The 15,496-nt window shown below is 29.8% G+C and carries 15 protein-coding genes; 11 read left to right on the forward strand and 4 right to left on the reverse strand.

Annotation, left to right across the window (positions count from 1 at the left end; genetic code table 11):
* Window positions 1-17 precede the first annotated feature (17 nt).
* The 8 genes from mvaD to FVE74_RS00620 all read left to right on the forward strand — a co-directional run bounded on the left by mvaD (window position 18) and on the right by FVE74_RS00620 (window position 6,756).
* Window positions 18-1,001, forward strand: coding sequence for a diphosphomevalonate decarboxylase (mvaD, locus tag FVE74_RS00590; RefSeq protein ID WP_147002738.1), 984 nt, complete (start codon window positions 18-20; stop codon window positions 999-1,001).
* A 14-nt stretch (window positions 1,002-1,015) separates the two neighbouring features.
* On the forward strand, window positions 1,016-1,156 hold the full coding sequence (locus tag FVE74_RS11450; protein ID WP_172617421.1) for a hypothetical protein: 141 nt from the start codon (window positions 1,016-1,018) through the stop codon (window positions 1,154-1,156).
* Between the two features lie 33 nt (window positions 1,157-1,189).
* On the forward strand, window positions 1,190-3,274 hold the full coding sequence (mutL, locus tag FVE74_RS00595; protein WP_147002739.1) for a DNA mismatch repair endonuclease MutL: 2,085 nt from the start codon (window positions 1,190-1,192) through the stop codon (window positions 3,272-3,274).
* 51 nt (window positions 3,275-3,325) lie between these two features.
* Window positions 3,326-3,796: a 23S rRNA (pseudouridine(1915)-N(3))-methyltransferase RlmH gene (locus FVE74_RS00600; RefSeq protein ID WP_147002740.1), complete on the forward strand. Its 471-nt coding sequence runs from the start codon at window positions 3,326-3,328 to the stop codon at window positions 3,794-3,796.
* 12 nt (window positions 3,797-3,808) lie between these two features.
* The gene (locus FVE74_RS00605; protein WP_147002741.1) at window positions 3,809-4,234 is read left to right on the forward strand and encodes a hypothetical protein; all 426 of its coding nucleotides are present in this window, start codon (window positions 3,809-3,811) and stop codon (window positions 4,232-4,234) included.
* A gap of 60 nt (window positions 4,235-4,294) precedes the next feature.
* A complete protein-coding gene (locus FVE74_RS00610) occupies window positions 4,295-4,663 on the forward strand; it encodes a DUF1934 family protein (RefSeq protein WP_147002742.1) in 369 nt (122 codons plus the stop codon).
* Between the two features lie 63 nt (window positions 4,664-4,726).
* Window positions 4,727-6,211, forward strand: coding sequence for a lysine--tRNA ligase (gene lysS / locus FVE74_RS00615; protein ID WP_147002743.1), 1,485 nt, complete (start codon window positions 4,727-4,729; stop codon window positions 6,209-6,211).
* Window positions 6,212-6,438: 227 nt separating this feature from the next.
* Window positions 6,439-6,756 (forward strand): PepSY domain-containing protein, encoded by a 318-nt coding sequence (locus tag FVE74_RS00620; protein WP_147002744.1) that lies wholly within the window; start codon window positions 6,439-6,441, stop codon window positions 6,754-6,756.
* Between the two features lie 630 nt (window positions 6,757-7,386).
* On the opposite strand, the gene FVE74_RS00625 is transcribed toward FVE74_RS00620, so the two are convergent.
* The 4 genes from FVE74_RS00625 to FVE74_RS00640 all read right to left on the reverse strand — a co-directional run bounded on the left by FVE74_RS00625 (window position 7,387) and on the right by FVE74_RS00640 (window position 11,694).
* Complete coding sequence (locus FVE74_RS00625) at window positions 7,387-7,881, reverse strand: flavodoxin (protein WP_010125145.1); 495 nt, start codon at window positions 7,879-7,881, stop codon at window positions 7,387-7,389.
* Between the two features lie 216 nt (window positions 7,882-8,097).
* The gene (epsC, locus tag FVE74_RS00630; protein WP_147002745.1) at window positions 8,098-8,646 is read right to left on the reverse strand and encodes a serine O-acetyltransferase EpsC; all 549 of its coding nucleotides are present in this window, start codon (window positions 8,644-8,646) and stop codon (window positions 8,098-8,100) included.
* Between the two features lie 245 nt (window positions 8,647-8,891).
* Window positions 8,892-9,809, reverse strand: a complete 918-nt coding sequence (gene cysK, locus FVE74_RS00635; RefSeq protein ID WP_147002746.1) for a cysteine synthase A — start codon at window positions 9,807-9,809, stop codon at window positions 8,892-8,894.
* A gap of 190 nt (window positions 9,810-9,999) precedes the next feature.
* Window positions 10,000-11,694 (reverse strand): M3 family oligoendopeptidase, encoded by a 1,695-nt coding sequence (locus FVE74_RS00640; protein WP_147002747.1) that lies wholly within the window; start codon window positions 11,692-11,694, stop codon window positions 10,000-10,002.
* A gap of 222 nt (window positions 11,695-11,916) precedes the next feature.
* Here FVE74_RS00640 and FVE74_RS00645 point away from each other — a divergent pair, with 222 nt between their 5' ends.
* From FVE74_RS00645 to rfbA, 3 genes are all read left to right on the forward strand, one after another.
* Window positions 11,917-12,870 carry a tyrosine-type recombinase/integrase gene (locus FVE74_RS00645; protein WP_147002748.1) on the forward strand — a complete coding sequence of 318 codons (954 nt, stop codon included), beginning with the start codon at window positions 11,917-11,919 and terminating at the stop codon, window positions 12,868-12,870.
* Window positions 12,871-13,233: 363 nt separating this feature from the next.
* Window positions 13,234-14,529 carry a sugar transferase gene (locus FVE74_RS00650; RefSeq protein WP_147002749.1) on the forward strand — a complete coding sequence of 432 codons (1,296 nt, stop codon included), beginning with the start codon at window positions 13,234-13,236 and terminating at the stop codon, window positions 14,527-14,529.
* Between the two features lie 21 nt (window positions 14,530-14,550).
* Window positions 14,551-15,453, forward strand: coding sequence for a glucose-1-phosphate thymidylyltransferase RfbA (gene rfbA / locus FVE74_RS00655; RefSeq protein WP_147002750.1), 903 nt, complete (start codon window positions 14,551-14,553; stop codon window positions 15,451-15,453).
* The last annotated feature ends 43 nt before the right edge of the window (window positions 15,454-15,496 follow it).

Genomic DNA, 15,496 nt, shown 5'->3' on the forward strand with positions numbered 1-15,496 from the left:
AAAATAAAGGAGAAAAAATGGTAAAAGTCAAATCTTATGCTAATATCGCAATTGTAAAATACTGGGGAAAAAAAGATGCAGAAAAAATGATACCTGCCACAAGCAGCATTTCTCTTACTCTTAATGATATGTTCACAGAAACAGAAATGGAATTTATAAAGGATGAGGATACTAAAATTGCTGTTGAAAAGGAAATGAAAAATGGAAATTGTAAAGATAAGTTTTCAAATATGACGGATTTATTTTATTTAAACGGAGAATTACAGGACAAGATGCATACGGAAAAGATTAGCAAGGTCGTGGATTTGTTTAGGGAAAATAGAAGTCAGAAGGTAAAAATTTCTACAACAAATAATATGCCGACAGCTGCGGGACTTTCTTCCAGTTCGAGTGGACTATCAGCTGTAATAAAGGCTTGTAATGAACTTTTTGGAAAAAATTATGCACAATCTGAACTTGCACAAATTTCAAAATTTGGTTCTGGCTCTTCTTCGAGAAGTTTTTTTGGACCAATTGCGGCTTGGGACAAGGATACTGGAGAGATTTATGAAGTTAAGACAGATTTGAAATTAGCGATGATTGTGCTTGTACTGAATGAAAATAAAAAGAAAATTTCAAGCCGAAACGGAATGGAGCTTTGTGCTAAAACTTCGACATATTTTGATGAATGGGTAAAGCAGTCTGAAATTGATTTTATAAATATGAAAAAATATCTTGCTGAAAATGATTTTGAAAAAGTGGGAACTTTAACAGAAGAAAATGCCCTTAGAATGCACAAGACAACTGAAACTGCAAATCCGCCGTTTTCATATTTTAATGAAAAAACTTACGAAGCAATGGATTTTGTAAAAAATTTGAGAAATAATGGGGAGAAATGCTATTTTACGATGGATGCTGGACCTAATGTGAAGGTGCTTTGTCTAGAAGAGGATTTAGAAAAATTGGCAGAAATTTTTGGGCAGAAATATAAGATTATTGTAAGTAAAACTGTTAAATTATGATTTTGGAAAGGTTTTTGAATAATGAGGGTAAATTAAGAAAATTTGACATAGTTGCAGGTATATTATTTGAAATTGCGACAATAATTTTAACTGGCAAAAGTGTATTTTCAATGTTGACGCCTGCGGTTACTGGATTAATTATTTGTGTGACTTAAAAAAGAAAAACTGATAGAAAAGGAGGATAGATTGTGGGATATATAAAAATACTAGATGAAAAAGTGTCAAATATTATTGCTGCTGGGGAAGTTGTGGAAAATCCAGCTTCGATGATTAAGGAGATGATTGAAAATTCACTGGATGCGAAGGCTACAATGATAAAAATTGAAGTTTTCAAATCTGGAACTGATGTTAAAGTAAGTGATAACGGAATTGGGATGGATAAGGATGATACGCTTTTGTCAGTTGAGCGGCATGCCACTTCTAAGATTAAGGAAAAGGAGGATGTCTTTAATTTAAGTACTTATGGCTTTCGTGGAGAAGCTCTGTCATCTATTGCAGCGGTGTCTAAGCTTACGATTACTACACGTTCTGAAAACAGTCCTGCGGGGTATAGAATTGGCTGTTATGGCGGGGTTGTGAGAAAGTTTGAGGAAGTTTCAAGAAATGTTGGGACAGAAATGGAAGTCAGGGATTTATTTTACAATACGCCTGCTAGGAGAAAATTTTTGAGAAAGATGTCAACAGAGTATGGAAAAATTAGGGATATTGTGCTAAAGGAGGCGCTTTCCAATAGTAATGTGGCATTTTCGCTTGAATTAGACGGGAAAAGTACGATAAAGACAAGCGGGAAAGGGATTGAGAATACAATTCTTGAATTATTTGGAAAATCAGTTTTAAAAAATTTGAAAAAATTTGAATATGGATATTTGGGAAATGTGGAAATTTTACGAAGTTCAAAGGATTTTATGTTTACTTTTGTAAATAATCGGTATGTGAAGTCAGCAACTATTGAGAGAGCTGTTATAGATGGCTATTATACTAAGTTAATGAAGGGGAAATATCCTTTTGCTATTATTTTTTACAATGCTGATCCAAAGGAAATAGATGTGAATGTTCATCCATCTAAAAAAATAGTAAAATTTTCAAATGATAAAATTGTTTATAATGAGATAAAATCAGCAATTGACGACTTTTTTTATTATAATGACAGGGAAAACTGGCAGCCTAATATTGATTTAATAAAGAAAAATATTAATATTAATGAAAATGTCGCTGTGGAAAAGGATGATTTATTTTCTGATGATATTTTAAAGGGGGAAAATCAGAAAATTTTAAGTTTGGAAACTTTTGATGGGAAAGAAAATAGTGAGAAATTGGAAGGAGAAGATGGGTTTACAGGAGGTAATCTTGAGAAAAATGATGAAAATAGAGAATCTGCTGGTATTTCTGAAAGTCTAAGCAGTGGTAATTTTTTTAATGATGAAAAAGAGAATAGCAATAAAAAGAATGATTCGAGTCTTGATGAAATTTGGAAAAAAATGAATGGGAATTTAAATGAAATTGTGGAAAACAATGTGGAAAACTTGCAAAATGTTGAAAACTCTAATTTGGTAAAGAGCGATAAAGATAAGAGAAATTGGGATGAAAAGAGTAATTTTAGAAATTATGAAAAATTTAGTGGAGAAAAAAATTCTAATGGTATAAATGAAAATACTGAAAATGAATATTATAAAGTTGGGACATTTGAAAAGCACATTGGGAAGCAGGTTCATTATGATATTTTGGGACAAATTTTTGATACGTATATTTTAGTGCGGAAGGATGAGGAACTGGAAATCTATGATCAGCACATTATTCATGAAAGAATTTTGTATGAAGAATTAAAAGATAAGTTTTATAATAAAAAAATTGAGTCACAGCATTTGCTGTTACCGCTGAAAATGGAAGTTACGGTAATTGAAAAAAATATTATTTTTGAAAATATTGATGTTTTTCGAAATTTTGGATTTGATATTGATGAATTTTCAGAAAACGAGATTGTGATTCGTGCTGTGCCTGCTTTTGATTTTCGGGATAGTATTGAAAATGTGTTTTTACAGCTTTTGCTGGATTTAAAAAATGAAGTGGAAATAAAAGATTTAAGGGAAAATATCATTATTTCAATGTCGTGTAAAGGGGCGATAAAGGCTGGGCAGAAGCTGGATATATCTGAAATGCAGAATATGGTGAGAAGGATTCATGAAGTTGGGAAATATACGTGTCCCCACGGCAGACCAATTATTGTAAAATTGTCTAAAAATGATTTGGATAAAATGTTTGGAAGAAAAAAATAATGGTAAAATTAGTAAAAAAATGAAAAAAACTTTTGACAATAAGGGAAAAATATGATAAGAATTAATGTAGTGTGTATTGGAAAAATAAAGGAAAAGTATATAAAAGAGGGAATAGCTGAATTTTCAAAAAGGTTATCAAAATATATAAAACTTGAAATTATTGAACTGGCTGAAGAGGATGATAACAAAGGGATTGAAAATGCAATAAATTCTGAAACTGAAAGAATAATAAATGTTATTTCAAAAAAAAATTATTCATATAATATTTTGCTTGATTTAAAGGGAAAAATGCTGACTTCAGAAGAAATGGCAGATAAAATTGAAAAAATTTCAATAACAAACAGTGAAATTAATTTTATAATCGGCGGTTCAAATGGAGTTAATGATAATTTGCGGGAAATTGCAGATTTTAGATTGTGTTTTTCAAAAATGACATTTCCACATCAGCTTATGCGGTTAATTTTGTCAGAGCAAATATATAGATGGATTTCAATTAATAATAATATAAAATATCATAAATAATGGAGGGAAGTTATGTATTCTGCTGGGGAAGAATTTGAAAAAACTAATAGCGAAGGGGATGTTGAAGAATATACGTGTCTTTCAAATATTACGGTAGGAGATAAGGAATATTTAGTTTGTGATAGTGAAACTGGGGAAAAGAAGGTTTTTTACTATGACAGTATTGAAGAGGAACTGTATGATTTAGATGAAGATGAGGAAGATCAGGTTCTGGAAATATGGAACGATGAATATTACGGTTCTGACAAGGATTATATGTACTGGAACGAAGATTTTGGCGAGTATGATAAAAATGAGAATGTAGATGGAGAATTTGATGAAAGTAATTTTGATCCATTGAATGATGATGAAAATGAATTTTTTGAGAATGAAGAAGAAGCTGATGATGAAGATTTGTCAGAATTTTTAGATGATTTTTTAGATGATGAAAATGAATAGGTTTATTTTATAATTTTCAATTCTCTAAAATAATAAAAAAAATAAAAAATAAGGAATAAAATGAAAATAAAAATAAAAAGTCTGGATAATTTTAATCAGAATTATGAAAAATTATTTGAGCTGAAAAAAGTATTGGAACAGGAAGAAAAAAAAGAATATCATTATAGTGATGAGTATGGAAACTGTAAAATCATTGATAAAGGTAATTCCATTGAAATTTACCGATATGGTGAAATCAATTCCAGACAAATTTTTCAAAGTGATAAAAATACGCCATTTATTTATATTACAAAACAGTTTCGAGGGAAATACAAAATTTTTACAAAAAAAATTAAAAAAGAAAATGGAAAAATGATGCTGGAATATGATATAATACATAATAATGAAGTGATAAACAGTATAAATTTAGAATTTCAATTTATTAAATAGTGCAAGAACGCTCGCGACTTTAGTCGTGGGAGGTTCAGAAAAAAAGCAGAAAGGAAAAAGTGAATGAGTAATCAAAACCAGAATGATAATGGTATTATAAAAGAAAAATTGAAAAAAGTAGCAGAACTAGAGGAAATTGGAATAGAACCTTACGGAAGAAAATATGAAAAAGTGAATGATATTGCTGAAATAAATCAATATGACGAAACTTGCGATAAAGTATTTAAAACAGCAGGAAGAATCATCGCTTTTAGAAGAATGGGTAAAAACGGATTTGGTAAGATTCAAGATCCAACTGGTCAAATTCAATATTATGTGAAAAAAGAAGAAGTTGGAGAAGATCAATATGAAATTTATAAAAAAATGGGACTTGGAGATTTTATTGGGCTTGAAGGACATTTATTTAGAACTAAGACTGGGGAATTAACTTTGAGAGTAGATTCTTTTGAAGTATTATCTAAAAATGTTCGTCCACTTCCAGAAAAATTCCATGGATTAACTAACGTTGAAACTAGATATAGACAAAGATACGTTGACTTGGTAATGAATAGAGAAGTTATGGAAACTATGAAAAAAAGATTCCAAGTTATTAGATTTTTTAGAAGCTATTTAGAAAAAAAAGGATTTACGGAAGTTGAAACTCCAATGATGCACCCAATCGCAGGTGGAGCAACTGCAAGACCATTTGTTACGCACCACAATGCATTAGATATGGAATTATTCTTAAGAATCGCACCTGAATTATACTTAAAAAGATTATTAGTTGGTGGATTTGAAAAAGTATTTGAAATTAATAGAAGTTTTAGAAATGAAGGAATTTCTGTAAAACATAATCCTGAATTTACAATGATGGAATTGTACCAAGCGTACGCTGATTTTAATGATATGATGGACTTAACAGAAGACTTAATTTCTAGTTTGACTTTCGAGTTACATGGAAAATATGAAATTGAATATGAAGATAAAACTATTAATTTAGCTAAACCTTGGAGAAGAGTAACAATGAAAGAAGCTGTAAAAGAAGCAACTGGATTTGATTTTGATTCAATTTCAAGTGATGAAGAAGCTGTTGAAAAAGCGAAAGAATTTGGAATTCCTTTAGAAAAAGATAAAACTTATACAAAATTTGGAATTTTAAATTTATTCTTTGAAGAAAAAGTGGAAGAAACATTGATTAATCCAACATTCATAACAGAATATCCAAAAGAAATTTCTCCACTTTCAAAAAATCAAAAAGGTGAAACTGAATGGGTTGACAGATTTGAATTATTCATTTCAGGAAGAGAATTTGCAAACGCATATTCAGAATTAAACGATCCAAGAGATCAAAAAGAAAGATTCGAAGAACAAGTTAAATTGAAAGAAGCAGGAGACGATGAAGCACAAGGAATGGATTTAGATTACATTAGAGCCTTAGAATATGGAATGCCACCTGCAGGAGGATTAGGAATTGGAATTGATAGATTAGTTATGTTACAAACTAATTCAGCATCAATCAGAGACGTAATCTTGTTCCCAACATTAAGAAAAGAAGACATCGAATTATAATTTTTCAAATTAATTTATTAATCAAAAAATAAAATATAATCATGAAATTAGTTGTGAAAATCTAGAAAAATAGGCAATCTCTGAAGCAGAGAGTGTCTATTTTTTTATAAAAATTTTAAAAAATGAGAAAAAATTAAAAGTTCTCATTTTTCTTTAATCTTTATATGATACTATTATAATGTAACAAAGGAACAGCAATTACAAATACAAAAATGCAAAGGAGGATTATGAAAAATAAATTCTTAAAAGTAGCATTGTTAGGTTGTTTGGTATTAGGTTCTTTGAGTTTTGCTGGAAGTAAAGATTATAAAAAATCAAATTTCAACCATAAAAAAAGTTCTTATAAAAGATCAAAAATAACCCCAGCAAGAGCTAAACAAATAGCATTAGCAAAAGTTCCAGGTGCAACATTGAGAAATATTAAGGATTTTGAATTTGATGAAGATTCTTATGAAGGAGAAATTCATTACAGAGGTTACACTTATGAATTTGAAATCGATGCGTATACTGGAAGAATTACAGATTGGGACGTAGATAGAGATTAGGAAATAAAGAGTTTTATGAAGAAAAGGTCAAAGGTAAAAAGGAGTAAAGGTTACACAGGAATTTGTATACAAAAATGAAGTAACAAAAGTAAAAAGGATAGGATTTTTGGTTGAATCCGAATTATGAAGAAAAAAGTTTTTTAAAGTTAAGTCGATATCGATAAAAAAAGGAGTTTAGAAGGCATTATTGCCCTAAAAGAAAAAAGTTATTTATAGATAATTAGGTAGAAAAAAGGATAAAGTCTAAAGAAAATTAGATGTGTTTTGAAGAAAAAGGTCGTTATGTATAGAAAAAAGTCGGGAAGTTAAAGTACAGAGGTTTTGTTTTAAGGAGAAATTGGGAAAAAGGTTGAGAAGAAATATAGTTTTGAAAGAAGTTATTTTGTAAGTCAGATGTTTTGCAAAATGCTTCTTTTTTAGTTATAGCAGTTACTATGGGAAAAATAAAAATAATAAAAAGGTGCTATGAAAACACCTTCTTAAATTTTTTGGAGAGAAAATCAACTTGTGAAAATTGATTTATCTTAGTTATATATAAATATAGCTAAAATCATATTTATTTGTCTTTTGTGAATAATTATTTTTTTTAAATATTTTCACAGACATAGTTTTATTATAATTCTTAATTTATTAAAATTCCTTTTGGATTTGTTCAACCCATGCGTCAATTCTTTCATCTGTCAATTCAGATTGATTAACTTCATCTAGAGCAAGTCCCAAAAATTCTCCATCTTTTGCTGCTCTTGATTCGCTGAATTCATATCCTTCTGTTGAAGTTTTTCCAATGATTGTTGCACCAGTTTTTTGAATTTCTTCATCAATGATGGCAATTCCATCCATAAATGTATCAGAGAAAGTTCCTTGATCCCCACTTCCGAAATATCCTACTTTTTTACCGCTTAAATCTTTGCTTGCCAAATCATCAAGAACTGCTGCCCAGTCATCTTGCAAGTCTCCAAATCCCCAAGTAGAAGTACCTAAAAGAAGTACATCATAATCTTCCAATTTATCCTCATTTCCATCAATATTAAAAACTTCTGCTCCATCAATTTTTTCTGCAATTTTATGAGCAATATCTTCAGTTACTCCTGTTGTTGATCCGAAAAAAATTCCTACTTTTGCCATTTTAATCCTCCATGTTTATTAGTTTAGTTTTAAATATGCTTTTGCACATTTGTATGTTTTTGCATTTCTGGATAATCCTATCCTAATTTTTATTTCAAATCAAAGAAATGAAGTAAATTTTTCATATAGAAAATATACCATATTTTACTTTGATTGTCAAATTTTTTTGTATTTGAATATTTTAATAAATAATATAAAAAAACTGTAAAAAATCTGTTAAATATGCCACATATAGTAGTCTTCCTCTGTTTTTGGAATGATTCTAGCTGGAATCCCTACTGCTACTGCATTATCTGGAACATCCTTTAAAACAACTGAATTTGCTCCAATTTTCACATTATTTCCAATCACAATATTTCCTAGCAGTTTTGCTCCTGTTCCAACTGTGACGTTATTTTTTAATGTGGGATGTCTCTTAGTTTTGGAAGAGCTTACTCCGCCTAGAGTTACACCATGATAGATGACGCAGTTATCGCCTATTTCAGCAGTTTCTCCAACTACGATTCCCATTCCGTGGTCAAAAAATACTTTTTTTCCTAATTTTGCTCCTGGATGAATTTCTATTCCTGTAAAAAATCGTGAAATTTGAGAAATCAGCCGTGCACAAAAATATAATTTATGCTTTTGAAAAAAGTGGGCAATCTTGTGATTAATAACTGCATGTAGAGACGGATAGAGAAAAACTTCTATTTTATATCTGACAGCTGGATCTTTTTCCGCTATATTATTTATTTCACTTACTAACCATTTAAAAATAATAATCACACTCCTTAAAATTTATATTTGAATTATATAATAAAACTGTTTTAAAAACAACATTTTATTGCATATTTTACTTTTTTGTTAAATTTATAAAGGTTAAATAGTGTATAATATCTGAGTTCGGCTCTAAAGCAGTTTTACTATAATTCTATTTCATAAAAGTATGAAAATATGAAAACAGGCAATTCATCCCGTTATTTTATGTAAAAGTCAGAGAATCCTTGCCCAAGTTAGTTAAGTTTTATTAATTATAAACTGTTTCTGAATGCTTCAATTGATAAGTATTTTTCTCCACCATCTGGTAAAATTGCTACAACTTTTTTACCTTTTCCTAATTTTTTAGCTACTTCATAAGCTGCTGCAATTGCACTTCCAGAAGAAATTCCGATAAATAGTCCGTTTTCCTTTGAAGCTCTTGTCGCAAATTCTACCGCTTGTTCATTAGTTACCTTTATAATTTCATCTACAAGGCTGGCATCATAGTTTCCAGGTACAAATCCTGCTCCAAGTCCTTGTTGGAAGTGTTTTCCAGGTTGTTCTCCTGATAATACTGCAGAAGTTGCAGGTTCAACGGCAAATACTTTAACTCCTGGTCTTTCTTCCTTTAATCTTTTTCCAACTCCTGATAAAGTTCCAGCAGTTCCAACTCCTGATACGAATGCATCGATTTGAGGGAAATCATCTAAGATTTCTTTTGCAGTTGTTTCGTAGTGTTTTGCAGGGTTTGCAGGATTTTCAAATTGTTGAGGCAAGAAATATCCGTTTTCAGCTGCTAGTTTTTCAGCTTCAGCAATTGCCCCTTTCATACCTTTTGCCCCTTCAGTTAATATTAATTCAGCTCCATAGGCTGCTAAAATACTTCTTCTTTCCACGCTCATTGAATCAGGCATTACAATTACCACTTTATAACCTTTTGCTTTACCGATTAATGCAAGTGCGATACCAGTATTTCCAGAAGTAGGTTCAACAATTGTTCCACCTGGTTTCAATTTTCCTTCTTTTTCAGCTGCTTCTATCATTCCAAGAGCCGCTCTATCCTTTACACTTCCACCAATATTATATTTTTCAAGTTTTACATAAATATCAGCGATATTTTCATCATTTAAGAATTTTAATTTCACCACAGGCGTATTTCCAATTAAGTCTAAGATATTTTCGTAAATCATTATAAATTACCTCCATATTTAAATATATTTATTTTTTGTTTTATTAATTTGTATCTACAATTATTATAGCACTAATTCTTTTTAAAATCAATAGAAAAATATAAATATTTTAAAAATTTTCACTTAATTCAAAATTTTTTAGGTTATATTTATAAACAATAATTATCTAAATAAATAAGTAATATCAAATTTACAAGTTCATATCATCAACATTATCCAAATATTCCTTAATTTTTGGAATTACAAAAGCCAATGTCCCTTCTTCAAACGGATTTTTCAAATTAGCTGATTTCATAAGTTCAAAGAATGGCTTGCTTCCTCCAAGTTTACATAAATTCAAATAATCTTGCCATGCTTTTTCTCTGTTTTCTCTTGATTTTATCCAGAATTGGAAGGCACATACTTGAGCTAGAGTGTAGTCGATGTAGTAAAATGGCGAACTGAAAATATGCCCTTGTCTAAACCAGAAAATTCCATTTTTTAATTCTTCGACTTCTCCGTAATCTCTTGTTGGTAAATATTTTTTTTCTATTTCAATCCATTTTTCACGACGTTCTTTTGGCGTAACTTCTGGATTTTCATACACCCAGTGCTGAAATTCATCGACAGTTACTCCGTAAGGAATAAATAAAAGAGCTTCTGATAAATGAATAAATTTATATTTATCAGTATCATTTTCAAAAAACAAGTCCATCCACGGCCAAGTTAAAAATTCCATGCTCATCGAATGAATTTCACAAGCCTCATAAGATGGCCATAAGTATTCAGGCACTTCAAATCCACGGCTTTGGTAAACTTGGAAAGCATGTCCGGCTTCATGCGTCAAAACATCAATATCGTGTGAAGTTCCATTAAAATTGGCAAAAATAAATGGTGCCTTGTGTTCTGGAATATAAGTGCAGTATCCGCCGCTCATTTTCCCCTTTTTAGAAAGCAAGTCAAGCAAATTGTTTTCAGTCATAAATGTAAAAAATTCATCAGTTTCTTTCGATAATTCCTTATACATTGTCTTCCCATTATTTAAAATCCATTCAGGCGACCCATGCGGATCAGCATTTCCAGAATTAAATTTTATAGCTTCATCATAAAATTTAAGTTTGTCCAATCCAAGTCTTTTCCCTTGTCTTTCACGAAGTTCGGTATGTAGCGGCACAATATTTTCAAGCACTTGCTTTCTGTAGCCTTCTACCATTTTTGCATCATATTCAAGTCTTGACAGTTGTTTATATCCAAATTCCACAAAATTTTTATATCCCATCTTTTGAGCCATTCTAGTTCTGACTTTTACAAGCGAATCATAAATGTTATCAAATTCATCTTGATTTTCAGCAAAAAACTGAGCAACTTTTTTAGCCGCTTCAATTCTTACATTTCTGTCCTTTGACTGTGTGTAGGGAACCATTTGTGACAAATTAAGCTCTTTTCCATCAAAATCTATTTTTGCACTTGCAATTAATTTTGAATATTTACTAGATAATCTGTTTTCTTCTTGAGCATCTGGGATAATTTCAGGTGAAAATGTTTTCAATGTATTTTCTGCCAAATCAAATAAAAATTTTCCATATTTTTTAACAAGTTCATCTTTAAATTTTGAATTTACAAGAGCCTTATAAAAGTCATTCGTAAACCCAAAAAGAATAGGGCTGATTTCATCCATATACTCATTTTCCTTATCATAAAACTCATCATTTGTGTCAATGCTATGGCGAACCGAAACAAGTGTCTGCATAGTTTCAATATGATTTCTCAGTTTTATAATTTCATCAAATGCAGTAATCTGTCCTTCCACATTTTCAGCCTTTTCAAAACTTTCTATAAGCTCCGAAAAAATTTTTTTTATTTTTTCCAAATCCAAATGTTCGTATTTGTATTCATTAAATTTCATATTTTATATTCTCCCTTCAGTTTTTTTCTGATTTAATTATATCATAAAAAAATGGAAATTAAGTATATTTTTATATTTTCAGTTTCAAAGATTTACTCTATGATTCTCAAACATCAAATTTATATATTTTTTGATAATTTATTGTTATAGTTTAAATTTTTTTTAAACTTAATTTTTAAAGTTGTATTACTATAGTTTAAGTTTTATGTTCAGGAGGGCAAAATGAGAACAATGAATAAAAATATGAGTATATCTAAATGTATGGATATTTGGCTAAAAAATGAGCATAATTATATAAAGGAATCAACTTATTTTCTTTATTTGACAATTATTGAAAATCATTTGAAAACGTATTTTAAAAAAAGAAAGGTTAGTACAATTTCAAATAAGGATTTTCAGTCTTTCGTTTTAGACAAGTTAAGTTGCGGAAGACTGGATGGCAGAGGAGGGCTGTCAAAAAAAACTGTAAAAGATATGACAGTTGTGTTAAAGTCTGTGCTGACATTTGCGATGAAGCATAAAATTATAGACAGGATGGAATTTGAATTTAAAATTCCTAAGAAAGAGAAAACTAAAGAAGTTGAAGTGTTTAATTTTGAAGAGAGAAGAAAAATTTGCAAGTATGTGAAAAATAATCTGTGTAATCAGACACTAGGAATACTTATTTGTATATGCACTGGGCTTAGAATAGGAGAAATATGTGCATTAAAGTGGGAGGATGTGGATTTAAAGACAGAAGTCATTAATATCAATCATACGATTCAAAGAATATATATCAGTACAGCTAAAAAGAGCAAAGTCATCATTTCTTCACCAAAAACAGAAAGCTCAAGACGTAAAATTCCTATTGCCTCTGAATTAGTGCCTTTATTGCAGCAGTTTAAATCTAATAGTGATTTTTACGTTATTTCTGGCGAGAAAAAATATATTGAGCCAAGGACCTATAGAAAATTTTTCAAGAAGATGTTAAATATTTTAAAAATTTCAAAGCTGAAATTTCATTCGCTAAGACACACTTTTGCAACGCAGGCTATTGAAAATGGCATAGATTACAAGACTGTATCTGAAATTTTAGGACATGCCTCTATTGGAATAACTTTAAATTTATATGTTCATCCTGATTTAAAGCACAAAAAAGAATGTCTGAACAAAATTTTTAATAATTTGGCAAAATAATTTTAAAATCCAATTTATGAAAATGGTTAAATAAAAAAATTAATTAAAATAAAAAATAAAACTAAGACTTGTAGCAGTACAGCTTTAAATAATGGTAAAATTATTTTTATTTGTTAATTCAAAAAATTTTTTTAAAGGTTGGTTTACTTGAATTTGGGAATAAAATGTGATATACTCATACTGTAATTATTTGTAAATTATAGCAGTTTTATTTTGAATAAAAAGGTAAAAAAAATATTAAAAATTTTATAAAGGAAGCAAGGTATTATTGCTCCTGTTTTAAGGTAAAATTACTATAATGCCGAGATACTTGTGGTTTATTGCCGTAATTTTAGATCAACGGCTGTTAAGTGAGGATGAACTATGAAATTAAATAAAGATATTCGGATACGTATACTTTATATACTTATTTTATATGTTATTTACAGTTTTTTACTAGATAAATATAATTATGTAGCAAAGTATCTGACCAATTTTATATTTATCCTGTTCATATTTATAAAATTTATATTCGGACAGCTTGATTTTTATGCAGAACGTTTTAGATATAAGGACGTATTTATAACATTGGGAATTGATGTGATATTTTCAGTTGTGCTATATGCTTTCTGGAAGCAGTTTAATATTTTTTATATCTATTTGTTAATTTTTTTATTCCAAGTAATTTTCAGAAAAATAGTATGCTCCATTTATATGAAAAAGCAAAATGTGCTGATATTTGGTTCAAATCATATAAGAAATAATGTTCAGGAAGATATTATCAATACTCTTGACTACAATTATGTTGGATACATTTCAAACAATAAAAGCGGGGCAACAAAATATTTAATTGGAAATTATGATCAGATGGAAGAAATTATATCTAAAAAGGAAATTGATGTATTGGTAATTGTAAAGGATATAAAAAGTCCTGATTTTAAAAAATATTTGAAGCGAATTTTTGATTTGAAGATTAACGGACTGAAAATAATAAATTATGAAGAATTTAACGAAGATATTCAAAAAAAAATAGATATAAATCAGATAAATGAAGAATGGCTTTTACAGTCAAATGGATTTGATATTTTAAGTAACGAGATGCAGAAAAATATGAAACGTGGAATGGATTTAATTCTTGCACTAACTCTAATGGTGCTTCTGTCACCACTTGCATTAATTACTGCAATAATTATTAAGATAGAATCTAAAGGACCAGTCATATTCAAGCAGACCAGAATAGGCGAAAACATGAAGCCCTTCAGAGTCTATAAGTTCAGAAGCATGAGAATACACGATCCAAAAAAATATTCAAAGTACACGCTGGACAACGACACAAGGGTTACAAAATTTGGAAAGTTCATGAGAAAGACAAGGATTGACGAACTTCCTCAACTCTGGAACATCCTGAAAGGGACAATGAGTTTCATAGGTCCACGTCCAGAATGGGATATTTTAGCAAAGGACTATGCTGAAAAGATAAGCCATTACAACCTGAGACACCTTATAAAGCCAGGAATAACAGGCTGGGCACAGGTAATGTTTCCCTATGGGGAAAGCCTGGAGGATGCGAAGAGGAAACTCGAGTATGATTTGTACTATTTGAAGCATCAAGATCTTATACTCGATGTACTTATTATTATGAAGACAGTTAAAGCTGTCTTATTCGGAAAAGGGAAATAAACTAATTTAAGGAGAATTCTTATGAAGGGAATTATTTTAGCCGGAGGCAGCGGAACTAGATTATATCCGCTTACAAAGTCTATTTCCAAGCAAATTCTGCCTGTTTACGATAAGCCCATGATTTATTATCCTTTATCAGTATTAATGTTAGCAAATATAAAAGAAATTTTAATTATTTCAACTCCTAGAGATTTGCCAGTGTTTGAAGAATTGCTGGGAGATGGAAGTCAATTGGGAATTAAGTTGGAATATAAAATACAAGAATATCCAAATGGATTGGCAGAAGCCTTTCTAATTGGAAAAGAATTTATTGGTAATAATAATGTAGCTTTAATTTTAGGGGATAATATATTTTATGGAAATGGATTTTCAAAAGTTCTTGAAGATTCTGTTGATTATTTTGAAAATTTTAAAGGGGAAAAATCAAACAATGCTGGTGCAATGATATTCGGATACCCAGTGAAAAATCCTGAAGATTATGGTGTCGTTGAGTTTAATAAAAATAATAAGGTAATTTCATTAGAAGAAAAACCAATAGATCCTAAATCAAGTTTCGCAGTGCCAGGATTATATTTTTATGATAATACAGTTATTAAAAAAGCTGAAATGTTAAAGCCGTCAGATCGAAATGAACTTGAAATAACCTCTATTAATGAATTTTATTTATCTTGCGATAAACTAAAAGTAAAAACTCTTGGACGTGGAATGAGCTGGTTTGACACAGGAACGCCAAAAGGACTGATGGAAGCGGCAAACTTTGTGGAAGCTATTCAAAATAGGCAAGGATTTTACATCGCCTGTCTTGAGGAAATTTCCTATACAAAAGGATGGATATCAAAAGGAGAACTTGCTGAAATAATAGAAAAATTGAGAAAATGCGATTATAAAAAATATTTAGAAAGTTTATTGCTATTATCTATTTAAATAGCAAATTTAAAATTATAAACTATATTAATTAAAATAAAAA

The sequence above is a fragment of the Leptotrichia wadei genome (genome assembly GCF_007990445.1).
GTDB lineage: Bacteria > Fusobacteriota > Fusobacteriia > Fusobacteriales > Leptotrichiaceae > Leptotrichia > Leptotrichia wadei_A.

Bases quoted from the DNA above. Each gene is read 5' to 3' on its own strand.
- FVE74_RS00610 (WP_147002742.1), top strand. From the start codon at position 4,295: ATGAAAATAAAAATAAAAAGTCTGGATAATTTTAATCAGAATTATGAA.
- FVE74_RS00600 (WP_147002740.1), top strand. From the start codon at position 3,326: ATGATAAGAATTAATGTAGTGTGTATTGGAAAAATAAAGGAAAAGTAT.
- rfbA (WP_147002750.1), top strand. From the start codon at position 14,551: ATGAAGGGAATTATTTTAGCCGGAGGCAGCGGAACTAGATTATATCCG.
- lysS (WP_147002743.1), top strand. From the start codon at position 4,727: ATGAGTAATCAAAACCAGAATGATAATGGTATTATAAAAGAAAAATTG.
- FVE74_RS00605 (WP_147002741.1), top strand. From the start codon at position 3,809: ATGTATTCTGCTGGGGAAGAATTTGAAAAAACTAATAGCGAAGGGGAT.
- FVE74_RS00620 (WP_147002744.1), top strand. From the start codon at position 6,439: ATGAAAAATAAATTCTTAAAAGTAGCATTGTTAGGTTGTTTGGTATTA.
- FVE74_RS00640 (WP_147002747.1), bottom strand. From the start codon at position 11,694: ATGAAATTTAATGAATACAAATACGAACATTTGGATTTGGAAAAAATA.
- cysK (WP_147002746.1), bottom strand. From the start codon at position 9,809: ATGATTTACGAAAATATCTTAGACTTAATTGGAAATACGCCTGTGGTG.
- FVE74_RS00645 (WP_147002748.1), top strand. From the start codon at position 11,917: ATGAGAACAATGAATAAAAATATGAGTATATCTAAATGTATGGATATT.
- FVE74_RS00625 (WP_010125145.1), bottom strand. From the start codon at position 7,881: ATGGCAAAAGTAGGAATTTTTTTCGGATCAACAACAGGAGTAACTGAA.
- mvaD (WP_147002738.1), top strand. From the start codon at position 18: ATGGTAAAAGTCAAATCTTATGCTAATATCGCAATTGTAAAATACTGG.
- FVE74_RS00650 (WP_147002749.1), top strand. From the start codon at position 13,234: ATGAAATTAAATAAAGATATTCGGATACGTATACTTTATATACTTATT.